The organism is Bradyrhizobium sp. 134, from assembly GCF_023074155.1.
In the GTDB taxonomy this organism is placed as follows: Bacteria; Pseudomonadota; Alphaproteobacteria; order Rhizobiales; family Xanthobacteraceae; genus Bradyrhizobium.
The window spans coordinates 1-21843 of sequence record NZ_JADPKX010000086.1 but is presented as its reverse complement, the minus strand read 5'-3'; the positions used below and the strand labels follow the sequence as shown (position 1 = coordinate 21843).

19 protein-coding genes and 3 pseudogenes are annotated in these 21843 nt (G+C 58.9%); 9 read left to right on the top strand and 13 right to left on the bottom strand.

Annotated features, from left to right (window positions below; translation table 11 throughout):
- The first annotated feature begins 8 nt into the window (after window positions 1-8).
- Window positions 9-1082 (top strand): transporter, encoded by a 1074-nt coding sequence (locus tag IVA75_RS35010; RefSeq protein ID WP_247288347.1) that lies wholly within the window; start codon window positions 9-11, stop codon window positions 1080-1082.
- 15 nt (window positions 1083-1097) lie between these two features.
- Here the strand turns inward: IVA75_RS35010 and IVA75_RS35005 are convergent, their stop codons facing one another.
- Together IVA75_RS35005 and IVA75_RS35000 are read right to left on the bottom strand one after the other, a co-directional pair.
- Window positions 1098-2312, bottom strand: a complete 1215-nt coding sequence (locus IVA75_RS35005; RefSeq protein ID WP_247288346.1) for a TAXI family TRAP transporter solute-binding subunit — start codon at window positions 2310-2312, stop codon at window positions 1098-1100.
- Between the two features lie 134 nt (window positions 2313-2446).
- Entirely contained in the window at window positions 2447-2938 is a 492-nt protein-coding gene (locus IVA75_RS35000; RefSeq protein ID WP_247288345.1) for a DUF992 domain-containing protein, read from the bottom strand.
- A gap of 274 nt (window positions 2939-3212) precedes the next feature.
- Here IVA75_RS35000 and IVA75_RS34995 point away from each other — a divergent pair, with 274 nt between their 5' ends.
- Window positions 3213-3647, top strand: coding sequence for a DUF2721 domain-containing protein (locus IVA75_RS34995; protein WP_247288344.1), 435 nt, complete (start codon window positions 3213-3215; stop codon window positions 3645-3647).
- A 5-nt stretch (window positions 3648-3652) separates the two neighbouring features.
- On the opposite strand, the gene IVA75_RS34990 is transcribed toward IVA75_RS34995, so the two are convergent.
- From IVA75_RS34990 to IVA75_RS34980, 3 genes and pseudogenes are all read right to left on the bottom strand, one after another.
- On the bottom strand, window positions 3653-4024 hold the full coding sequence (locus IVA75_RS34990; protein ID WP_247288343.1) for a hypothetical protein: 372 nt from the start codon (window positions 4022-4024) through the stop codon (window positions 3653-3655).
- Window positions 4025-4400: 376 nt separating this feature from the next.
- Window positions 4401-5580: pseudogene (locus tag IVA75_RS34985) on the bottom strand (caspase family protein); the annotation flags it as partial.
- A 440-nt stretch (window positions 5581-6020) separates the two neighbouring features.
- The gene (locus IVA75_RS34980; protein ID WP_247288342.1) at window positions 6021-6227 is read right to left on the bottom strand and encodes a hypothetical protein; all 207 of its coding nucleotides are present in this window, start codon (window positions 6225-6227) and stop codon (window positions 6021-6023) included.
- Between the two features lie 433 nt (window positions 6228-6660).
- On the opposite strand from IVA75_RS34980, the gene IVA75_RS34975 reads away from it, so the two are divergent.
- Window positions 6661-7842, top strand: coding sequence for an SMP-30/gluconolactonase/LRE family protein (locus IVA75_RS34975; protein ID WP_247288341.1), 1182 nt, complete (start codon window positions 6661-6663; stop codon window positions 7840-7842).
- 793 nt (window positions 7843-8635) lie between these two features.
- Here IVA75_RS34975 and IVA75_RS34970 read toward each other — a convergent pair.
- Window positions 8636-9541: a LysR substrate-binding domain-containing protein gene (locus IVA75_RS34970; RefSeq protein ID WP_247288340.1), complete on the bottom strand. Its 906-nt coding sequence runs from the start codon at window positions 9539-9541 to the stop codon at window positions 8636-8638.
- Between the two features lie 118 nt (window positions 9542-9659).
- Between IVA75_RS34970 and IVA75_RS34965 the strand changes: the two genes are divergently transcribed.
- The 4 genes and pseudogenes from IVA75_RS34965 (at window position 9660) to IVA75_RS34945 (ending at window position 12493) form a co-directional block, all read left to right on the top strand.
- Entirely contained in the window at window positions 9660-10082 is a 423-nt protein-coding gene (locus tag IVA75_RS34965) for a DoxX family protein (protein ID WP_247288338.1), read from the top strand.
- 45 nt (window positions 10083-10127) lie between these two features.
- Entirely contained in the window at window positions 10128-11000 is an 873-nt protein-coding gene (locus IVA75_RS34960) for an NmrA family NAD(P)-binding protein (RefSeq protein ID WP_247288336.1), read from the top strand.
- Between the two features lie 542 nt (window positions 11001-11542).
- A pseudogene (locus tag IVA75_RS34950) lies at window positions 11543-11939 on the top strand (tyrosine-type recombinase/integrase).
- Window positions 11940-12166: 227 nt separating this feature from the next.
- Window positions 12167-12493, top strand: a complete 327-nt coding sequence (locus IVA75_RS34945; RefSeq protein WP_247288334.1) for a nuclear transport factor 2 family protein — start codon at window positions 12167-12169, stop codon at window positions 12491-12493.
- A gap of 504 nt (window positions 12494-12997) precedes the next feature.
- Here the strand turns inward: IVA75_RS34945 and IVA75_RS34940 are convergent.
- Window positions 12998-13729, bottom strand: coding sequence for a Crp/Fnr family transcriptional regulator (locus IVA75_RS34940; protein WP_247288333.1), 732 nt, complete (start codon window positions 13727-13729; stop codon window positions 12998-13000).
- A gap of 549 nt (window positions 13730-14278) precedes the next feature.
- On the opposite strand from IVA75_RS34940, the gene IVA75_RS34935 reads away from it, so the two are divergent.
- Both IVA75_RS34935 and IVA75_RS34930 read left to right on the top strand, forming a co-directional pair.
- On the top strand, window positions 14279-15043 hold the full coding sequence (locus IVA75_RS34935; RefSeq protein ID WP_247288332.1) for a Crp/Fnr family transcriptional regulator: 765 nt from the start codon (window positions 14279-14281) through the stop codon (window positions 15041-15043).
- Window positions 15043-15417, top strand: coding sequence for a cupin domain-containing protein (locus tag IVA75_RS34930; protein ID WP_247288331.1), 375 nt, complete (start codon window positions 15043-15045; stop codon window positions 15415-15417). The genes IVA75_RS34935 and IVA75_RS34930 overlap by 1 nt, the downstream gene beginning before the upstream one ends.
- 316 nt (window positions 15418-15733) lie before the next feature.
- Here IVA75_RS34930 and IVA75_RS34925 read toward each other — a convergent pair whose 3' ends face one another.
- The 6 genes and pseudogenes from IVA75_RS34925 to IVA75_RS34900 all read right to left on the bottom strand — a co-directional run.
- Window positions 15734-15922, bottom strand: a complete 189-nt coding sequence (locus tag IVA75_RS34925; RefSeq protein WP_247288330.1) for a hypothetical protein — start codon at window positions 15920-15922, stop codon at window positions 15734-15736.
- 184 nt (window positions 15923-16106) lie between these two features.
- A pseudogene (locus tag IVA75_RS34920) lies at window positions 16107-16669 on the bottom strand (transposase); the annotation flags it as partial.
- Between the two features lie 218 nt (window positions 16670-16887).
- Window positions 16888-20007: a GAF domain-containing protein gene (locus IVA75_RS34915; protein WP_247288329.1), complete on the bottom strand. Its 3120-nt coding sequence runs from the start codon at window positions 20005-20007 to the stop codon at window positions 16888-16890.
- A 23-nt stretch (window positions 20008-20030) separates the two neighbouring features.
- The gene (locus IVA75_RS34910) at window positions 20031-20684 is read right to left on the bottom strand and encodes an MEDS domain-containing protein (RefSeq protein WP_247288328.1); all 654 of its coding nucleotides are present in this window, start codon (window positions 20682-20684) and stop codon (window positions 20031-20033) included.
- Between the two features lie 461 nt (window positions 20685-21145).
- On the bottom strand, window positions 21146-21511 hold the full coding sequence (locus IVA75_RS34905) for a response regulator (protein WP_247288327.1): 366 nt from the start codon (window positions 21509-21511) through the stop codon (window positions 21146-21148).
- The coding region (locus IVA75_RS34900) for a sensor histidine kinase (RefSeq protein WP_247288326.1) at window positions 21504-21843 on the bottom strand (340 nt) is incomplete at its 5' end. The genes IVA75_RS34905 and IVA75_RS34900, both read right to left, overlap by 8 nt.

Sequence of the window (21843 nt, the reverse complement as noted above, 5' to 3'; positions counted from 1 at the left end):
GCAAACAGATGACGCGCGAACAATCTCAGCAAACCCCAAGCTTGCGTCCGTGGAATACCAGCGCAGCTATAGTGATAGCACTGCTGGCCGCCCTTCCGGGCGTGTCCCGCGCCGACGAAGGCGGCGTCTCGTACTGGCTGCCTGGCCGGTTTGGCAGCCTGGCAGCCGCTCCCGCCGTACCTGGCTGGTCGATGGCTGCGGTCTACTATCACACCACTGTCGAGGCTTCTGGGGCGGTGGCTGCGGCCAGGCAAATTCAGATCGGCAGGATCCCAGCCAACGTCGCTGTCAGTCTGAACGCAAATCTGAATGCGCAGGGCGACCTCATTCTGCTCAATCCGACCTATACCTTCGGAACGCCGGTGCTCGGCGGACAGCTGGCGATAGGCGTCACCGGCCTGTTCGGGCGCTCGAGCGCCAGTGTCGACGGCACGCTGACGGCAGCCGTCGGCCCGCTCGCGGTGACCCGAACCGGCTTCATCGAGGATTCAATCACGTCGGTGGGCGACCTGTATCCGCAGGCAACGCTGAAGTGGAATGCCGGCGTGCACAATTACATGACCTATCTGACGGGTGACATCCCCGTCGGTGCCTACAGCTCAACCCGCCTTGCCAATCTCGGCATCGGCCATGCCGCCATCGATGCCGGCGGCGGCTATACCTATTTCAACCCGGCGGCGGGCCAGGAGTTTTCGGCAGTCGCGGGCTTTACCTACAATCTGAAAAACGACGCCACTAACTACCAGAACGGTGTCGACTTCCATGTCGATTGGGGAATGTCGCAATTTCTCTCTAAGCAGTTTTTCGTCGGGCTTGTCGGATATGGGTACCAGCAGATCACCGACGATTTCGGCCAGCATCCGATCCTCGGAGGTTTTCGATCGCGCGTACTTGGTATCGGCCCCCAAGCCGGGATCCTGTTTCCCGTCGGCGACATGCAAGGATACCTGAACCTGAAAGCCTACGGTGAGTTCGCGGCGGAGAACCGGCCATCAGGCTGGAATACTTGGCTGACGTTTTCGGTCTCGCCGATGGCGCCGACCAGCACCGTGACGGCGACGAAGCACCGGATCGTGAAGTGACGCGATAGACCGATATTACTGTTGGGTGGCCCCTGTCGGGGAGACCGCCGTCGAACGGACCAGCATCCGACGGTGGCTCATCAGATAGTGTAGCCTGTGGGCCGCAAGTCCCAGCGCAGCCATCTCGGCGCTGTCGGCATTTTCGCCGGCGTTCTTCGTAAGCTCCTTCTTCAGGATATCGTCGATACGTTTTTCGATATCCTCGAGTTCGGCGTCGCTTTTCGCATTCCTGATCTCGTTGCCAAGCTCGTAGAGGGGCTCCAGCATGCTCTCGGACCCGGTGCCGGATCGGGCGAAGCGCCAGGCCGCCACGAGGATGGAGATCAGCGTGCCCAGCAGCAGCGAAGCGTAATAGAGCTTGTCATCATACTTATCGAGAAAACTCTGCTGACTGCCATTGTAATAGGTTGCGGCGCCCGGATGGATCGGAATGAGCGCGTCCGCATCCGTGCTCGGTGCTGCGGCTTGGCCCAATATTGGAAATTGCGACAGTAGGTCCCGTTTCGCATCGACCAGCGACTGCGTCAGATCGGTGATCGCATCGGCATTGACTGACTTGTTGGCGACGAGAAAGTAGGAAACTCGTAACGACGTCAGGTCATCGGAAGGGATCGGAGGTGCGCCCCGTAAGGTGCCCTTCGGGATGTCATAGCTCTTGTAGTACTGCGCAACGTTGGCGACCGCGCCGGCCGCTTCGATCTCGATCAGCTTTGCGGCCGAACCTTTGGCGCGCTCCTGCTGAAACAATTGCCTCGCCTTCGCGAGGTATCCTTCCGTCAGCGGAATCACCGTCAGCAAGGCGTGAACTTTTCCCGACGCGAGCGCACCTGCGGCGTCGTTGAGGCTAACATCTTGAAAACTGACCCTGGCGCCGTCGAATCGATAGACCTGCTTCAGCGCCTCGACTACCGGCCGGTTGATCGCTCCGCCGACGACGCCGATAGCCGTGTTGCGGAGATCGCCCAGACTGTCGGCGCTTGCAGCCGATGGGGCCATCATCAAGACCACGCCGTGGGTCAGGAGCAACACGCTTCTTGCGTCAGCCAAACCGCTTGTGTCGCCGCGGACAACGGCAAGGTCCACCTTCTGCCCAGCCAGCATTTCGGCAGCCTTTGCCGATGTAGCGGCATCGCTGACCTTCAACCGAACATGCGAGTTCGATGCCGTCAGGCGCGCGGAGATCGCCGAGATCAGTGCCAGCGCCTCGCCATCCGCCGACCCGGCGGCCACCGTAAGCACAACGGGCTTGGCGAAATAGCGATACGCGAACCATCCACCGCCGATCGCCGCGGCTGTCGCTGCTCCGACAATCGATGCTCTGAGCCATCGCGGCCAAAGGTTGATCGCTGGACTCGCCATCGGGTTCAAGGCGCCAAAGCCAGCGTGAGCCCCGAGATCCCCAGCGACACGTTCAAACCCGCCTGCCCCTCCACCGACAACGGTTGCAAAGCAATCGTTCGATTAGAGCCGCCAAAGAGGACGTTGGCTCCGATACCTACCCCGACGGCAATGTCGCCACTGGCCCCCACATACTCGCCAGCCAACGCCCCGATCGGCGCTCCTTGGCTAGGAGCAAACACGCCCCATGCCATCACTCCACCTGCGCTGATTCCGAGTTCGAGCCCGACCGTATTCATCGCGCCATTGTAGTCCTGAAGCGGATATCCCCCGTTGGGCACATACCTGCAGCTCATCCGCTGGCTTTCCGCAATAATTAGTCCAATGCTCGGAGCAAGGTTACAGGTCAACATCCCCGCCTGGACGCCCGGTGGCGGCTGCTGGGCCGACGCAAACGCGGGAGCAAGAAGTATCGTGGCAGCAAGGCTCATTACGCGGAGGAAATGGTAGCTGAGCATGATGGATCACTCCCTGGGAGGCTCACAGCGCTGGCTTTACAGATGACCCCGCTCGGGCCGATGTCCGCGAGTAGCTATACGAGGCGGCCTAGTCATCCGCCTATGCGATATCCGACCATCATCGACGTGCGCCGCTGATAATTTACCCACCTATCCAAGGCTCAATGCAGACCGCGCCGATTTTGCATAGTCGACCCGTGGATGGTGCGTTACGTGACGGGAGTAAGTCGGGGGCCTATTCGCCCGGGCCTGTCCATGAACGGGGTATCCGCCAATGTTGACAGATACACCTTCCGTAACCCAGCTATCTCACGTCATATCGCAGTCAGCAGCCCCCGCCTTCCTGCTGGGCGCACTGGGCGCCTTCATCGCTATCCTGATCTCCCGCCTGAACCGGATCGTTGACCGGACGGTGATCCTCAATGGGATTCCCGATGACGACACAATCCGATCCCGGCTCAAGGCCGATCTGCCACGTCTGATGCAGCGCGCGGCGATGATGAATCGGGCGATCTTCTGGGCCGTGATCGCAAGTATCTCAGTGACGCTTCTCGTGATCGTCGCTTTTGTAACGGCGTTCTTTCAGCTGCAGCACGAGCGCGGCGTCGCCCTCTTTTTTGTTGTTTCGCTCGCCGCGTTTACAGTCGCGCTGGTCGACTTCGCTCGTGAAGTCCGAATTGCGCTGAGTGAATATGACCACTACGGCTGAGCTCGCTATCGCAGCCACTGGCCCATTTGCAGACAGGTTAGCAAGCTGACGTAACTCGGCGTCCCACCAATGCTCTCTTGCGGCACACAGCCTGCCCGGCTGGCCGCAGGGAATTTCGACCAGCCGTTGGCGACTTGTTGCTTGGCTTTCTGCTCGTCACTGATGCAGTTCTTTAAGGGCTGGCCGACGGCAAGTCCGGCGGCGGCAGCGATATCAAGCTTACAGCTCCGCGCGATATCAAAGTTCGGCACACCGTCAGCGACTGGCATGACCAGCTGCGAGCCGAGGACGATCATTGAAATGGAGATGGGCATCTCTTTTCCTCCTGGTGTTTGGTTCAAGGGCGACAACGAGGCACATTCGCCGATAATGTCCATCTAAGCATGGCCTCGTCTATGCAAATTCGGCCATAGGAGGACGTCTCCCTGAAGCGGGAGCTAGGCTGGCCCCGCTTTGAGTCAAACGCGTCGGTGCACTCCTCTACCTGTCACTTCCGGTCCACCCCGAACAGCGGACACAATAAAGCCCATCGCAGTTGGTCCGGAACGGGCCAGAAGCTGACTTCATCGTGGCGCGCCATCCTGCGCTGTGGCTAGTTGCAGATCTCCACCCGAGGCATCGCGTTAGCCCGCGCAAGCGCGTGCAACGCAGCATCCCTTGGCAACGGGCCAGTTGCAGCCGCAACCGCCGAGCAACGCCGCAAAGAGATTGAAACCGCTGTTGCTAAGGCTCTCGCCGATAAGCCGGCAGCAGAGAAGAAAGTCGCCACCGAAACTGACCAGAAGCTTGCAGCTCTGCCATCGCCCGCAAGGTCGCCTGAACCCACGCAGCCGCCACAAGACCTGCTTGGCCTTCTCGGCGGCAAGCCGCGCATCCTCAGCAGCCTTCGCGGCGGCAGCGGCCTTGTCCTGATCGCTCTTTTTCGCACGGTCGGCGGCAAGCCGAGCCTTGTCTTCTTCGGCCTGCCGAGCCTTCTCGACCGCTGCTGCGCGGGCTTCCTTTGCCGAGATCTTGTTGAGTTGGCCCTTCGCCAGACCGGCATAGAAGCCGCCCGGGTATTGAGCGAGGAAAACGTCCCAACCGTCGCGAGTGCCAAGTTGCAGGGCAAGCTCATAGTTGCGACGAATGGCATCATCAGGGCTTGCCTGAGGCCCGGTTGCTGTCGGCTTAGCGGCAACCAGCGCCACGTCATCACCACCAAGGGAGCCGTACACATACGGCTCCTGCTTATAGCTTGTATTCTTCAAGACATCGTCACGGACGAAGCCGAAAGCCTTGCGCAGATCAAGGCCCGGCGTTGGCAGCCGCTCGACAAGCGCTGCTGCGAATGGGCTGTTCTTGCTGTCGCCATCGGATGCCGTAGACCCGGCCTTCGCCGCGAACGCGATCATCGTGTTCGGGCTGGTCGGCTCGACCTTGGCGAGGCCACGCCCAATGGCACGGGCAGCAACAGTTCGCTTCATGCTTTGGCGAACGGATTGTCTCGGCAGGCATCGAGGATTATCAACCGAAGCTGCTTGGCAGGCTCGACCGCGAACAGCGCCCGTTCAAGCGCAACGGTCTCATCGAGAACGTCGCTGTCAGTCTCCAGAGATGCATCAGTCGGGATGAGGTAGTTGGTCCCATCAAGTTCAATGCCGTGACCAGCGTAGTAGATGACGGCAACCTCAGCATCTCGCGCTCGCCCGCCGAAGTCACGCAGAGCCTTGCGCATCTCGGAAGCATTGAGATCAGTCCTGATGTCGATCCAGTCGAATCCGGCCTTCTTGAACATGCCCCCGACCAGAGCGGCATCGTTCGCAGGGTTGGAGAGTTTGGGCACGCTCTTGTAAGCCGAGTTGCCCATCACCAGCGCGACACGTCGCTCGGCGTGGGCTGATCCGCATATCAGCCAGATGGAAACGAACAAAGAAAACCAACGAAACGCGCCCATGCCAGTCCCCGACGAATATGTGCGCAGCCTATGCACAGCCTGCTGAAAGGCAAGCAGTCAGTCTGTGACATTGGTCACGTTTATGCCCTCAGGAGGCAGGCAATGCTCCAGCGCAAATCTGCTTCGGGGCAGACTGCGAAGAACTCAGGATGAGCAAATGCCGTCCAGATTACCCCTGAATGCGGACACCGCTCGGTCCGATTGGCATGTCGCGAAAGTCACACCAGGAGACGATGCTTGCCAGCAAACTAGCAAGCAACGCGGGCCTATCTGTTGGGCTGCCTGCGTTCGCTATGAGCAACGGTCTCGAAGAGCAGGACGAAGGGCCCGATTATCGCAGAGCCGACGGTCCCGGATATGAGGATCATCTGAACCACAGAGTATTACTTTGTTACGTATCCAGTCTTGATCTTTCCCGAGGCCGGAAACTTTGGTAAGGCTCATAGCTCATCATCGTCGCCATCGTCATCCTGATCGTCTTCGTCCGAATCGATGGCCTTCGCTTCGATGTACTCACGACGGACAACCCGCAGCGTGCGCCCCGATGTCGGATCGGCCAGGGAAACCCACCATCCCCCGGTCTTCTTTCCATAGATGGCGATCGCCGCTTCGCTTGCGGTTTCAAAAGGCGGACCATCCACTTCCACGCGCGGGTTGCGAGATATCTTTCTCTAAAGCGCCCATTCGCCTACCATATTAACTGGGGCGGTTAGGAGGAGATATGTCAGATCGGCGAGAACTATATCGCAGTCCAAATGGCGACACTTGGTTCATCGGGCGCGAGCCGACTAACGGACATGCTTTTATTGTCCATCAGCCCAATGCCCCTTCTGGTGGTCGCCTTTCTCACATCGAATTGGGCGACTTCTTGCGTGACGGAAAGGGACCCGAACAGCAAGCGTTGCTGAGACTGATCGGAACACTGGTCGAGGTACCGCCGTTTGCCTAGGACTTGCAAGCAGCAACAGGTCCGCGGTTACTCCGTTCGCCAAGCTTGAACGGCTTTCAGCTAAGCAAGCTCAAACCGGCAACAACTTCGAAGCTGACGTTTGGATTGTAGCAAAAGCAATCCTCACGCCCATGTTCGTGCCACGTTTTGAGCTGATGCTTGAAGCGCGGCAGAAAAAAACAAAAGCGTCGGAGGAAACCGTCATGACAACGAAGTTGGCAAGTGCCGTCTGTATTCTCTCGCTCGTACTCTGGGGCTCGGCCGCAACCGTTCATACTGCATCGGCGCAAGCCCAGTCCATCCCCGCGCCCCCGCTCGCCGGTCCGCCATCGCCGGAGCAAGTGCAGCCGTGGGGTCTGCCACCACCGCCGCCCGGCATCGGACCGGTTACTTTGTTTGCGGATATCCATGATCAACCCCAGGGTAAGTTTCTTGAGGGTGGGGCCTTCGACAAGGCAGGCAACTTCTGGTTTGTCGCGATTGGCAGCGGCTGGGTGTCCTACCTCACTCCAGACGCCAAGCTGGTCCCCGTGTTCAACTGCAACCCAAAAGGAGACCTCGGTCCCGCTTGCGAGCCGCAGGGGACGCGCTGGCATGACGGTAAGCTTTACGTCACGACCCGCCACCTCGGCGTCCTGGTCTATGATCCGGAGACGAAGAAACTAAGCTCACTCGTTTCCACGTTCCATAACGAACTCTTCAAGGGTCCAAATGATCTCGACTTCGACGCCGAGGGCAACCTGTATTTCACCGACCCATGGGGAACAGGACCAGGCCCCGATGCGGCTGATCGGACTGGCGCGGTCTATCAATATTCCAAGGACGGGATTCTCCGGCGCATCATCACTACCGGCAGTTTTCCTAACGGCATAGCGGTTTCGCCGGATGACGGCACGCTGGCTGTTGCGGATTATGCGAGCAACCGGATGCTGTATTATTCGTTCCTGCGAGGGCCGAATCCCGCCTGTGCCGACTGCGCCAACGATCCCTCGCACACGACATTCTTCTTCGCCACGGCCGGGAGCTACAATCCCGGCAACGGTGGGCCTGACGGCATCCACTATGACGTACATGGGAATCTCTGGGCGGCGTGCGGCATCGGCGGAGTCATCGAGTACGATCCGCGTGGCTTCATCATCGGTTACGTACCGTTGCCGAATGGTGATTCCTCGGCCACGAACTTTGCCTTTGGCGGCGAGAATAACCAATATATCTACATGGAAGGTGCCGTGAGCGGAACCGTCTACAAGTTCAAGGCGCCCTACCCCGGACTGATTGGGCCAGATGGCGTGCGGATGGCGGAGCAACCATGACTTCGCCGCGAGGCTGCTGCGGTGCGCACCGCATCAGCCGCGCATCACCGCGTAGCCGCTGATTACCGCGATTTAATCTTCGCACTCATCGTTCATTCACAGACGAACCTCTACACGTCCTGTGGAGACAACACTCAACGGGAGGAACTAGATGAAACTTAGAATTGCACTTCTCGCACTCGCCGCGTTAGGTGGCGCAGCTCTTTCGACCGGGACCGCTTCAGCAATGCCACTGGCCCCCTTGGGACAGTTCCAGTCTTCGAACGTCGAGAACGTCGCAGTGGTCTGCGGTCCGCGCGGTTGCCTCCGCACAAGGCCCGTGTATCGGCGCGGGGCCTACGTCGTGCGTCGCCCCTATGTACGTCGCAGCTATGGATACCATCGGAGCTATCGTCGGTACTAACTTGAAAGAGGGCTTCGGCCCTCTTTTTTCTTCCTGCTAACGTTTGGCCATCTGCTTATCCATCGAGATCAAGATACTTGACGCATTGCTTGCCAATAGAGACCTGCTTCTTCGGCGGTAGCCAGCATGACTTTCATCGTCCGCTGGGCATCAACGGGTTGCCGTGCGTGCAGACCCCTATCTCTCACTTCCGGTCCGCCCCGAACAGCGGACGTGATAGAACCGGCGCAGGTGGTCCGGAACGGGCCACTTCCGAACTCATGCACAGTTAGAAAAGTTAGGCTTCGTTCAGTCGCTTCGACGGTAATGGCGAGCACGGGTCGCCGACCGCCACGAGCAGACACAACTTTAATTGTTGAATTCGAGGGCCGGACAAAGATGTTCGTCTCGCTATTCCAGATACGGCGTCAGCACACCTTCGATCCATTTCATGAATGCCCGGACTCGGCGCGACAGATTGCTCCGATGTGCGACGACGAGGGACACGGCGAGCGCCCGGCGACGAAAATCGGGTATGATTTCCACAAGCGCTCCACTTTCTAAGTATCGGCCAATCCCCAAGAGTGGCGCCTGAATCAGGCCAAGGCCGGCGAGGGCAGCGGCTTCGTAGGTCTGCGCGCTGTTGACGTGTAGCGCACCTGGCAACTGGAGCGTCGCATAGCTGTCGCCGTCCGGATATTCCCATCCATAGGGTCTTGTGCCCAACATCGTCGAAAAATGAATTGTCCGATGTTCCTGACGCTGAAGATCTTCTAGCGATCGAGGGACGCCATAGCGCGCCAGGTAGGCAGGACTCGCGGCGTTGACCATGCGCAACTTGCCCAGCGGGCGGGCAATCAGCGTCTCATCCCCGATGGGACCAAGTCGCAATACGCAGTCAAACCCCTCTTGAACCAGATCAACTTGGCGATCCGTACTCGACACCTCCAGCTCCAACTCGGGGTGAATCGCCATGAAATCCGGCAAGGCCGGCACGATCGTTGTGCGCGCCACCTCCGTCGGAAGATCGACCCGTAAACGCCCGCGAAGTGCCACGCGATCGCTTGCGAACATCGAGTGTAGGTCATCGACTTCAGCAAGGAGATCGCGGGCGCGGGCATGAAATGCGCGTCCGTCCTTCGTCAACTGCACTCTACGCGTCGTCCGGTGCAGAAGTCTGACACCGACATCTTCTTCCAGCTTCCGGACCGCTGTTGAGGCCCTTCCCTTCTGAATGCCCAGGCTATCGGCTGCGCGGGTGAAGCTCCCCATTTCCGCTACAGTTATGAAAATGAGGATCGGTTCGAGATTCTGCATTTTCGCGCCTCGGTATTGTTTACCACAGAGAGAACAGTGAGTTTATTTTCTCGGTGTTTATCATACCTAAGAGACACAATAAGCTCCGAAGATGGGATCCCCCATCGGAGAATGACAAGTGTCCGAAACAATGAACCTGCATCAGGTGCCTGAAACTATGACCTTGCATCGCGCCCAGTGGGCCGGCCGGATAATGAGCGCGTTTGTCGTTATCGCTCTGGCGGCAGACGGCACTTTTCAGCTTTTCGCGCCGGCACCGATCGCGAGCATGTTGCAGGAAACCGGGTTCGCGATGGACCTGACCCGTGTCGTGGGTCCGATCGTATTCGCCAGCGCCATCCTGTACGCCATCCCGGCCACCGCCGTCCTCGGCGCGATCCTAGTGACGGGTTTTTTGGGAGGTGCCATATGCGCCCATGTCCGCATTGGTGAATTGGGGTCGCCGCCGGAAATCATTTCCCTGCTTCTGGGCGGGATGACATGGGGCGGCCTCTACGCGCGCGATGCCCGTATCCGGGCCATTCTGCCGCTCATCCGTTGAAGCAACAGGGGCAGTGCTCTGTCCTTCAAGAACAGGAGAAAACGCATGTTTTTAGTAATGGGAATCACGGGAAAAGTGGGCGGCGCAACGGCAGAACATCTGTTGGCGCACGGCAAGGAAGTACGCGCGCTAGTCCGCAATCGCGAGAAGGCGTCAAGCTGGGCGAACCAGGGCGTGGAATTGGTTGACGGTGATTGGAATGATTCGGCAGCCATCGAGCGGGCGCTCAAAGGCGTCGAAGGCACGTTTGTCATGTTGCCGGCTGTCTGGGCCCCCTCGCCCGATTACAAAGAAGCCAAGGGCGTGATTGCGAACTATGTCGAGGCGCTCACCAAGGCAGCGCCGCCGCGGGTGGTAGCGCTTTCGTCGATGGGCGCGAACAGGACCAGCGGGCTTGGGATGATCACGGCCTTATCGCTTCTGGAGCAAGGCTTTCGCGACCTGATATCGCCAATCACATTTGTGCGCGCTGGTGGATTCTTCGAAAACTTCCTCTACGGCTTGCAGGTCGCCCAGGGCGGAACGCTACCGGTCTACTACAATCCGACAAACCGGAAATCGACCATGGTCGCGACGAACGATATCGGCGCGGAGGTCGCAACCCTTTTGACCGGGCCAGCTTGGTCAGGGCAGCGCGCCGTCGAGCTTGGTTCGATGGTCACCGCGGATGAAGTCGCGGAGCAATTGGGTGAGGTCCTGAATCTCGACGTGAAAGCCTTTGCAGTCCCCCGTGCAGGGTGGGCGAAAGCGTTCGAGCAATTCGGCATCCCGCAGGGCCATACCGGACCTGCCGAAGAAATGTATGAGGCCGTGAATGCGGGATGGATGGACCTCGGGGTCGAGGGTACGGAGCACGTAGCGGGTACGACGTCCGCACGCGATGTATTCGAGGCTGCACAGAACGCCGCCAAGGCGTAAGCCCGCGACGGAGTAGCATGCAACCGAGAGTGCCCGCTTCTGCCTCGGCTAGTCGACAATAGCGCGACGTCCGTTAAGCGTAAGAAGCGCCCCCTTTGGATGCCGCCGTTCTCTTCCGGTCTACAGCGACGAGCGGACGTGCTCAGGGCTCCCTTTTGCCACTTCTGCCGATGGGCCGATTGCAGAACTCGCGAGAGCAAATCCAAGCATCGTGTCGGACGTTTGCGCGCGTTCCCGGTGCGGCGTTCACTCGCGACTTGGTTTGGCTTAATTGCAAACCTCGACGGTGTTTCCAACAGCGTCATTGGCCGGCACGTTTACTCCACTTCTGAAATTCTCAAGGCGACAGCCGGGTCGAACCGGACGACAACCGGAGCTATTGCAGTAGATCTGTCCGGATGGCTTTGCCTCGCGCTTCAGTGGCGTGGACTCCATCTGTTTGCCTTCGGCGTCGCGCCTGCTGTTATCGTCACGCGTCGCCGCCGGCTTCTGTCCTGGACTTTTTCGCATTGGTTATCGCCTCATCAACTGAGGAGGTCATCATGACCGATGTCAAGGCCGCAGAGAACGTCCAAAAGCGCGTCCCGTGGAACAAGGGTAAGATCGTTGGCGCTAAGCCGCCACTTCAGGGTTGAGGGACGAATCCGTGATCCGGCGTAAGCTTCGTGGGTGCGACGTGGTGGGCCTGAAAGTCGATGACGTGGCACTCGGCAATATGCGCGTCCATTATCGGGCTGGCTGGCCGGTATAGGGTTGGATCCTCACCTGTTCGGAACGCATTCGCTCCGTCGAACAAAAGCGACCCTTATCTATCGGCGCACGGGCAACTTGCGAGCCGTGCAGCTGCTTCTGGGGCACACCAAATTCGAGAGCACCGTGCGATACCTAGGAATTGAAGTCGACGATGCGCTTGCAATAGCAGAGCAAGTCGACCTCTGAACTAACTGGGCAGAGCGGACATGCCCTGCCCCTTTCTTGAAGGCGGCTTCGGGCCATGAGCTGAAGTTGCTGGTTCGACGGGATGAAAGCGGCGCTTCCATTGATATTGCTCGGCCGAAACTCGTTAAATGCCCGGAGAAATACGGACCCGGAACTCCTGAATTTGATCTTGCGTTCATCAAGCCAATCCTACATCTGCGGTCGATCACGGCATGTAGGTGAGGAAAATGTCCTTCGACCCAATGGCCGCTGCGGTTGATTGGCTCGACGCCTACCGCGCTGGCGATATTGAAACTATCCTTGGAATGTATGCTGAGGATGCGACAGTCCATTGCGGCTGTGGCGGCATGAAAGCCATCACCGGCCGAGAGGGCCTCCACGCCTATTGGATGGACCGGGTTTGGCAATTTCCGGCCTCGGAGCTGGACAACCTCCAGCCATCGGATGATGGAGCTCTAATCTCCTACGTCGCTAGAAACGGGATCGTCACTGTAGTCCTGAAGTTTGATGCTCTCGGGCAAATCGTAACCCATAGCTGCAATCCATCAAATTAGGACGCACAGAGTCGTTTCGGCTTACGGACGAACGGCTTCAGAATGAAGTCCCGTAAGTGATTCCGATGTCGAAACTGCAACCTGGGCTTCGGAACTTGCGCTTGGCGTATGCGGCTTCATTCTGTTTCACCAGTTTCTGGAGAAGCGCGCGAGCAGCTTAGCGGTGATCGACGAAGAGCTTGCCACGGCTAGCCGCGAGAGCTTCACGTAAGTCCGGTTGTGTGGTGGTCTAATCGAAGGTAGATTCCAAATCGAATGCGTGAGCGACATACGCGGGCGCACAAGCCGCGGCTTCTACGGGAGCGCCAGAATCCTCCGCAATTGCTCCTTCAATTGGTCGATGGAAAACGGCTTGCCGATTGCCGGCGCATGCCTGAACTCCTCATCAAGCGGCGGTCGCCGCACGTTAGCTGCAATGGGCATTATTCCCACCCCATACTAAACGGACGCCAATCGACATATAAACAAGGCCGACCGGCTATCCCGGCAAGGCCGTGCACGCCGTCAGGATGGAGAAGCCTCGTCATTCTGGTGCAGATACGCTGAATCAAATCCGCCCTCAATGAGGACTCTCTCGACGTCGATCAGCTTGACCATCTTCTTCTGCAGATCGAGAACGCCATGCGCCCGGAAGCCCTGAAGAACGCGATTGACGTGCACGACACTTAGCCCAAGCGCCTCCGCCAAATCGGATTGGGTAACAGGAAACTCAAACTCGTCATCGCCGACAAGTCCGACTGTCGCTAGGCGTTCACGCATTTCGGCGAGAAGATGCGCCATACGGGCCGGTGCTTGGCGCACTGCCACGTTGACGATCCACTCACGGAAGATTGCGGCGTCGATCAGCGTCTCGCACCAGAAAGCGCGCGCGACTGCGGGCCGCTGCTCGATCAGTGCCGAAAGAGCGGAATGGTCGACGAAGCCCAGTGTCGCCTTGGATATTGTCGCCAGATCATGATCCATGACACTGAGAAAAAGACTCTGTAGGTCCGGAATGTCTCCCGGGATGTGGAAGGACAGGATCTGACGCTTTCCGTTCTCGGCAATCTTCGACCGGCAGAGGAAGCCACTCAGGACCAAACAGCTACGTTTGGGGCAATCACCTTCCCGAACGACGTAAGTGTCCGCTGTAAGCTGCTTTACATCGACGGGCAGCGTCTTGATTGCGGCGGCGTCCTCGTCGGACAGCCGAGTGTTCGCACGCAATCGTCGGATCAGGATTTCTGTGGGATGCATGATGATTCTCCTGATGGCCGAAGGCAAGACCATCCGTTGCGGTCGGTTCACAGATGCCAGGAACACGTGATTCAAGTTGCATGGCCAGGTGCAATCGGACGCTACGACGAAAAGCTGAATCTCTCCGGAGTGAGGAACGAGTAATAGGTCCGAGCGGTCCTCAAACCCTCTTATTCACTTTAAGGAGTTGAAACGACCGTGCGATTGCTTCCTGGCTATACGCGACGAGTTCGGTCGTTGTCGAAAGCGTCTCCTTCGTGTGTTGAATGCGTTCGGATGTACTCGTCATGCAGCGCACAATTTCCCGCTTAAGGCGGTCCATGCGCGCGTAGAAAGCGCAATTTTGGCAAGTTTGATCCGATCCTGGGATGAACTCTGCCTGAATCAGGCTGCCTTGACCGTGAATGGTGGGATTCATTGGCGCCATCACCCGCACTATCGGACCAGGGCGCGAGCACGACACTAAACTAGATCAAGGTCACGACCGTGCAATGGAGGTACAGGAGGCACCAAAAGTGTCGTCCGGCGTTCTCCCCGTGGAGGAACCCCATGGACAGCCCGCTAATCAGGAAACTGGAGCAGTTCGCGCCGTTCAGTGACGAAGACCGTCAATTGCTGAACCGTATCAGCTGTGAGCGGCAGCGACAGTATGGTCCGGGACAGGACATCATAAGGGAGGGGGAGCATTCTTCTGATATCCACCTCGTCATCACCGGCCTGGCATGCCGCTACAAACACCTTGAAGATGGCGCCCGTCAGATCATGGCGTTCCTGGTGCCCGGCGATCCCTGCGATTCAGAAATCTTCATCCTTGATGAAATGGATCACAGTATCGGGACATTAACGCCAAGCCTCGTCGCATCCATCTCCGGCGAAATCATGAAGGATCTCCTTCTCAATCGACCCAGCATCGCGCTGGCGTTCTGGTGGAACACCTTGCAGGACGAAGGCGTCCTTCGTGAGCGCATCATCGATGTGGGCCGTCGCGACGCATATGCGCGGATCGCGTTTCTGACCTACGAGATATTCCTTCGGATGCGCGCCTTCGGAGTGGTGGACGACCAAAAGTTCGAATTTCCCGTGACTCAGACGGATTTGGCCGACGCGACCGGTCTCACACCAGTGTATGTCAACCGAATGCTGGGACGCCTCCGTCAGGAGAATCTGATCAGCATTGAGGGAAATACCTGGACGGTGTGTGATCCTGCCGGGCTGCGCAATGCGGCACGTTTCGAAAGCAATTATCTGCACCTCGATCGGGCAAAACGGGAGCCTGACAGCGAACCCGCCAGGCGAATGCGTGGGCTAATCTGATGTCTACTTTTCTGGATGCGCGGTCGTCTCCCGCTGAAGGCACTCCGATCAACCTGACGGAGATCGCGTCTGGTATGAGCTGGAGGGAAGCGTGCGAAACCTTGCGCGTTTGTTACAGATCCGAAGCGTCTTCTCTCAACATCCTGCCTCTTGACCGCGTTGAAAGCGGAGCAGCCGACGACGGTTCCGCTGATGCCATCTATATTATCGTTTCGGGCTATGGGAGTTTGCGCCTGGACGGCAAAGAGATGGAATGCACGGCTGGCGATTTGCTGTTCATCCCGCGGGGCCACCCGCATCGCTTTGAACGCACGGATGGAGAGATCCGGATTTGGAAGATCAGTCTCGCCCGACATTCTGCTGACAAGTCCTAAGCTCGGTCACGGTACATAGCCTTCGCCCGCCTGCAGAGCGCTCGGCCTACCGAGTTCCGGTAATTGCGCATCGCATTGCCCGCGTGTGCGAGATCCGGACGCTGCAGCGGCCAGCGTCTCGACGGCTTGGGCGGAGATCGTGATGGTCCGGCGTGCAGCGACCTTAGCCCGGTGGGGCTCTCCGCTTCTAAGGACGAGTATCGTCCTTGAAATGAGGGAATTTGCTAACTCTTTTTTTCCTTTAGATTCGCTGGATTCTGTGTCGATGGAGCTCCAGACTTCCAAAACTGATTTGTGTGATTTGTTTTAGAGGACTTTACATGGCGAAATTACCTGTTCCCGCGACGGTAACGGGAGCAAGGGTCGCCCGCCGCTGCTGCGCGGGTAGTTCATCTATCTCGTGCATATGATCCAGCACCTCGCCAAGACTTCGCAACTTCATCCACTCACCGAAGCTCTGCACTAGATTAGAAATTTCGTCCGCTGTTCCCGCGTTGCGCTTCATGGTGGATCGGGCAACCAGGCAGCGCCGGTTTATGCTGGGTATAGTCCGCCCATGATCATCGAAAGAATTGGTTCGCCGAACGAGCAAATGCCGTATTTGCTCCGACAGCAACAAGCTGTTGGGCGCAGCTCAGCCGGACCAAGGCAAGGCGGCCCGCGTCTTTTTCTAATTTCAGCGTTTTCGACGGCTCATGCCGGTCGGCGGTATCGAGCTGAGCGAGATAGCGCGCAACACCCTCCTCCAATTGCGTGCGCCGCCGCTCGACTTTGCCGCACGTGAAGTCTTGTCGCGATTATTGACTGCTTTGAATTTGCTGCCGTCGATCGCAACGCTGGCTGTCGCGAGCAATCCCATCTTGCGGCATACCTCTACGAAGCGCGCGCAGACTCGTTTGATTCCGGGACCATTGTCCTTGCGGAAATCGGCGATCGTTTGTGATCGGGCGCAAGCCGGGCGAGCAGCCACATCAGTTCGAGGTTGCGGCCAGCGTCACGCTCGAGCCGGCGGCTCGAGTGCACACGGTTGAGATAACCGTAAATATAGAGCCTCAATGGCGCAGCCGGATGATACGACGGCCTACCTGCTGCCGGCAGGCTCAACGCCACCGAACCCAAGTTCAGCCAGATCGAGGGCCGCAACGAAGGCGTCGATCACGCGAACCGGATTGTCATCTAAAACCCAGTCATCCAGGCATTCCGGCAACAAAGTCGATTGCCCGCGATCAGCCCCTTGAACGAAGCGCCTCATGCCCAGCCCCGCCGATTCAGTGCGGCAATCATAGCAGGCGTGACGTTTTCACACGCCCAGGTCAAAATCGGCGGAATAGCGCTAGGCTGCAAACTTCCGGTCTATCCCTCTGAACCGACATGTGGCGGCACCGCCTCGACGGAAGCGACGGGCAAGGAACGGACACCAGCGCGCTGCATGTGAGATGTCGGCCCATTCGTCTCGACGCGCGCTCTACCTCATCCAGCATCCAAGACATCCCGGACGCGAGCCGCCAGACCTTCGAACGTGAACGGTTTGATGATGAGTTGTACCCCAGCATCGAGACGACCATGGTGAACGATAGCATTACGAGAATAGCCTGTCGTGAACAGCACCTTGAGGCCGGGTCTCAGCTGCCCGGCCAAGTCCGCCAGCTCCCGCCCGCTTCTCCCGGGCAGGACGACATCGGTAAACAGTAGATCTATCCGGTCCGGCCTTCGCAGGATGCTGAGAGCGGCCTCCGGATCTTGGGCTTCCAGGACACTATAACCCATCTCAGCCAGCACCGAGACGCTATAGGCGCGCACGTCGTCGTTGTCCTCGACGACCAGGATCACCTCCTCCGAATGGCCGCGTGGCGCGAGAGCCGCTTGAATTTCTGTGCCCGACTCAGCCTTGCCCTGATAGCGGGGGAAGTACATTTTGACGCTCGTGCCCGTACCGGGTTCGCTGTAGATGGCGACGTGGCCGCCCGACTGTTTGACAAATCCATAGACCATGGAGAGACCAAGGCCGGTACCCTTGCCGACCTCCTTGGTGGTGAAGAAGGGCTCGAACACCCGGCCCAACGTCTCTCTATCCATGCCGCTGCCAGTATCGCTCACCGACACCATGACATATTGACCCGGGACCACTTCCGCCTCGGTGGCGGCGTATTGCTCGTCAAGGAAAACATTGGCTGTCTCAATCGTTAGCCGCCCGCCCTGTGGCATCGCGTCTCGGGAATTGATGCCAAGGTTCAGGATCGCGCTCTCGACCTGGTTTGGATCCACATCGACGGTCCAGAGCCGCGGGGCGAGCACTCCTTCCAATTCGATGGTCTCACCTAGGGTGCGATGAAAGAGATCGGTCATGTTGCGAATGATCAGGTTGAGATCGGAAGGTTGCGGGGTCAGTGGCTGGCGTCTCGAAAAAGCTAGTAGCCGGGCCGTGAGGCTCGCTGCGCGTTGTGCCCCCTGCAATGACATTTCTGCAGCGCGGCGAACGCGGGTTTCATCGCCAGGCTTACTGCGCCGAATCGTATCCAGGCCGCCGATTATGATAGTGAGGAGATTGTTGAAGTCGTGAGCGACGCCGCCAGTGAGTTGACCGACCGCTTCCATCTTTTGCGCCTGACGAAGGGCGTCTTCGGCTTTTCCGCGTCGCGCCATCTCTTCAGCAACCCGCTCTTCAAGTGTCGCGTTCAGCTGCTGCAACATCTCCTCAGCCGATTTTCGGTGCGCTATCTCTCGCTGTGAGGCTTGGAATAGCCGGGCATTATCGATGGCAACGCTCGCTTGGCCGGCGAGGCCGGTCATGAGTTCTTCAGAGCGGGCGTTAAAGACGCCCGGCTCAGGATGACCGAAAAACAGCCCCCCCAGCACCTCGCCGGAACGGGAGCGAACCGGAACGGCGAGATAGCTCCTCACAGGCAAATGGCCATCTGGCATGCCTTTGCGGGGCGCGTTGTGGCCGTAGCGGGGGTCCTTCAAAATGTCGTCCGATCGCACCGTTCCTTCGCCGTTAAATGTCGGCGCGAAGATGGCCGTGTTGCGCGGCATCGGGAACTTGGAAAAGGCCTCTCTCGGCGCGCCGGACAGTGTGTAGAGGGTATAACTCTCACCGGATTCGTTCAGCACATTGTAGAAGAATGCCCCGAAACCAGCGCCGGTGAGTTCGACGCCGGCGTCCGTGATGGTCTGCACTACCTCGGCCAAGTCGAGGTTCGCCGCAACCAGCGCGCCGGCGCGATTGAGGATCTGAAGCGCTCGGGTTTCCGCCCGCAGTTCATTCTCCGTCCGGCGAAGGGCCTGCTCGGCTGCTTTCCGCGCCGTGATGTCTATGGCCGTTCCGATCGCGCGAACGCAGCGCTCGCCCTCGAACAGACCTTTGCCCTTGGCGGCGACCCACCGAGTGATCCCATCCTCCTTGCCGATCGTCCTGTATTCGACATCGTAGGTAGCGCGGCGCTGAGGATCGATGGCGGAGGCAAAAGCAGCGCTGGTAGGCTCGAGATCCTCAGGATGCAGCCCACCATAGAAGTCCGCCATGCTACATGGCATTCCGGGCGAAATTCCAAACATCGCCTTGGTGCGGTCGCACCAGGTTAGATGCTCGGACGTAAGGTCGAGGTCCCAGATTCCGACGTCCGCGGCCGAGGTCGCCAGTCGAATGGATTCCTCGTTGATGGCGAGCTGCGCCTGACCCTGGATCTGCTTTGTGACATCGTGTCCTTCGGCGAAGATGCCGGTTATCTCGCCATTTTCATCGAAAATTGGTTGGTAGATGAAATCGAGGTAGCGGCGCTCTAACGGGCCGCTTGGTTCGCGCTGGAGGTCGATGGCTGCCGCCGTCGAAACGTAGGGCGCACCGGTCGTATAGGCAGTGTCCAAGGCTTCAAAGAAACCTTGCCCTTCCAGTTCGGGGAAGGCGTTGCGAACAGGCCGACCCAGGATGTCGCGATCCCCGATCAGGCGAAAGTAGCTCTGATTGCATAGTTCGAAAATGTGCTCGGGACCCCGCATGACCGCCATGAAACCAGGAGCCTGCTCGAATAGCCGCTGCAGTTTGTCCCGTTCGCTTCCGAGTTTGCGGTTAAGAACGTTCACTGCGTGACGCTCGCGGTTGAGCGCGTCGGTCTCCGTCCGAAGCGCGCGTTCTGCGCGTGCCCTCTGCAATGCGATCGCGACCTGATTGGCGGCCATCGTGAGCGCCAAGTGCTCCGCCTGGCTTGGAAAGCTTCGCCGCGCCGACACTGCGTCCAGGCGGCCGGCGCCGGTTAGCCCGATCGCGGTGCAGAATGCGCGGAGCCCGCCGTGGGGGCCAAGATCGCAGGACGCCCCCGCGCCTGGCGCGGGAAAGGTGGCCTGCAGGAGCTCCGCCAGCCCATTGTCCGGCAGCCGATTGACTTCCAGGGTTTTGCCCGGCTCAGTGGCAAAAGAGACGCGCACGCCGTCTAAATCAAGCACCCGCATGAGCGCATCGGCGAGGCTGGCGCCTATTCGTTCCTCATCCGCGTTGACCCACATTGCCGGAAGCGAAGATAGCGCCGCCATATCGCTAAGCGCGCGGCGCAAGGCCTGCAGTTCACGGTCGTCGACTTGGTCGACCTTGTTCAATGTCGTGCCCCCAGGAGCTGACCTCAGCCTTGCTTTCTGCGACCATGCAACTCAGCCAGGAACTGGTCCGGTGGAACGAAAAATGGATTTTGCTGAAGCGCACCGCCGACGATCACCTGCGGGTGGGTCCGCAAGATGTCCATGACCGTAGCGGCACTGAACTTGTTGAGGTCATAGGTGCAAACCACTACATCATCGTACTTCGGCAAGACATGATTTAGCCTGGTCTCGTATTCGACGATTTGATCGACACCCGGAAGGTCCTCCAGCGCCCATTCCATGTTGGCCCAGAGCCGGGTCATACCAAAGCCGCTGCTGCGGCCTTGCTTAAGCAACTCCTGAATAAGGGCCAGCATGGCATCTTGGTCGAAGCCTTTGCCGCCACTTAGGTAGGCTTCCTCCCACGGGCGCATCTCTAACTGCCCACGGGCAGTAGCGGCATCGACGTCTATCCCCTCCGTCCTCAAACGTCGAACCCGTTCCTCGCGATGGCTGTCGTCAAGAATCTGGACCAGCCGGTCATTCGCCGCCAAACCGTCCTTGGCGAACGGTGCCAGCACCGCCTGCTCTTCATCGGCCGAGTTGAAGAACGCGCAAGCGTGGCATGAACAGGTGAGTTCGGAACCGGCCAGTTTGACGGACCGGCTGAGCGGCACACCTTCGCGGATGTCAGGCATCGTGATGATCTCCGAGGGAAACCTTAGGTCTTTCTACAACGAGCCGGTAGTCGTGCCAAGCAGCCGCGGCCCAGTCGATATTTGAACCCGTTCTTTGACTTTGCTCCCGAAGCAGGAGTTGATTTCTATTTGTGCAACCACTCTTATTTGCACGCGCCTGCGACCGGCGCTGCTTCGAAATCGGAGCTGAAACCGCTTCTAAACCAGCGGAATATTCATTAGTTCTGGCCGCAGTCCGTCCACCCTAGCCAACAAAGGCGAATGGCACACGGCGATTTTTACCCGGCCTTCAACCTGAAGAAAAGAACATCTGATGAACTCGCCGTGGGCGGTCCCATTGATGCATAGCAGCAAGCACGCGGTTCACCGGCTTGGGGACGTCTATTCCGGGTCCAAAAGCGGCAGTCCGTTCTGAGGCGCTGATTTCTGCTCTGGCCACGACGGCGCACATAGCCGCGCTTCTACGGGAGCGCCAGAATAATCTGCAGTTGCTCCTTTAATTGATCGATGGAAAACGGCTTGCCGATTGCCGGCGCATGGCTGAACTCCTCCTCAAGCGGCGGTCCGCCATAACCGGTGCTGAACAGGAAAGGGATTTTCCGGTCGCGCAAGATGCGCGCCACCGGGAAGACACGTTCACCTGCCAGGTTCACGTCAAGCAGCGCCAGATCGAACGATGCCCTGGAGGCAAGTTCGCACGCCTTTGGCACGTGGGCGGCCGAGGCGACCACCTTCAACCCCAATTCCTCGAGCATGTCTTCGATCATGAGGGCCACCAAGCCCTCATCTTCGACCAGGAGAACCCTGGCGCCAGACAGCTCAACCATTGGACGCTGCAAGCATTAGGGGAAACACCATACGGCAGCGGGTGCCCTCCGGCTCGAACGCCAGATCGAACTCGCCCGCGAGGTCATGCTCTATGCACCGCTCCATCAGTCGCGTGCCGAAGCCACGCCGCTTGGGTGGCGAAACCGGGGGCCCGCCGCGTTCGCGCCACTCGCATTCCACCGCGCTTTGCGACAGTTTGGTGGGGCCAAGCCGCCAGGTGAATGACACAGTTCCATCGGGCACCGAGAGTGCGCCGTACTTCGCGGCGTTGGTCAGAAGCTCGTTCAGCACCATGGTGATGCTCAGTGCGCTGCGCGCGTCCAGATCGACG

Bases quoted from the DNA above. Each gene is read 5' to 3' on its own strand.
- IVA75_RS34940 (WP_247288333.1), bottom strand. From the start codon at position 13,729: ATGCATCCCACAGAAATCCTGATCCGACGATTGCGTGCGAACACTCGG.
- IVA75_RS34935 (WP_247288332.1), top strand. From the start codon at position 14,279: ATGGACAGCCCGCTAATCAGGAAACTGGAGCAGTTCGCGCCGTTCAGT.
- IVA75_RS34945 (WP_247288334.1), top strand. From the start codon at position 12,167: ATGTCCTTCGACCCAATGGCCGCTGCGGTTGATTGGCTCGACGCCTAC.
- IVA75_RS34910 (WP_247288328.1), bottom strand. From the start codon at position 20,684: ATGCCTGACATCCGCGAAGGTGTGCCGCTCAGCCGGTCCGTCAAACTG.
- IVA75_RS35000 (WP_247288345.1), bottom strand. From the start codon at position 2,938: ATGCTCAGCTACCATTTCCTCCGCGTAATGAGCCTTGCTGCCACGATA.
- IVA75_RS34960 (WP_247288336.1), top strand. From the start codon at position 10,128: ATGTTTTTAGTAATGGGAATCACGGGAAAAGTGGGCGGCGCAACGGCA.
- IVA75_RS34925 (WP_247288330.1), bottom strand. From the start codon at position 15,922: ATGAAGCGCAACGCGGGAACAGCGGACGAAATTTCTAATCTAGTGCAG.
- IVA75_RS34995 (WP_247288344.1), top strand. From the start codon at position 3,213: ATGTTGACAGATACACCTTCCGTAACCCAGCTATCTCACGTCATATCG.
- IVA75_RS34930 (WP_247288331.1), top strand. From the start codon at position 15,043: ATGTCTACTTTTCTGGATGCGCGGTCGTCTCCCGCTGAAGGCACTCCG.
- IVA75_RS34970 (WP_247288340.1), bottom strand. From the start codon at position 9,541: ATGCAGAATCTCGAACCGATCCTCATTTTCATAACTGTAGCGGAAATG.
- IVA75_RS34990 (WP_247288343.1), bottom strand. From the start codon at position 4,024: ATGGACATTATCGGCGAATGTGCCTCGTTGTCGCCCTTGAACCAAACA.
- IVA75_RS35010 (WP_247288347.1), top strand. From the start codon at position 9: ATGACGCGCGAACAATCTCAGCAAACCCCAAGCTTGCGTCCGTGGAAT.
- IVA75_RS34905 (WP_247288327.1), bottom strand. From the start codon at position 21,511: ATGGTTGAGCTGTCTGGCGCCAGGGTTCTCCTGGTCGAAGATGAGGGC.
- IVA75_RS34975 (WP_247288341.1), top strand. From the start codon at position 6,661: ATGTTCGTGCCACGTTTTGAGCTGATGCTTGAAGCGCGGCAGAAAAAA.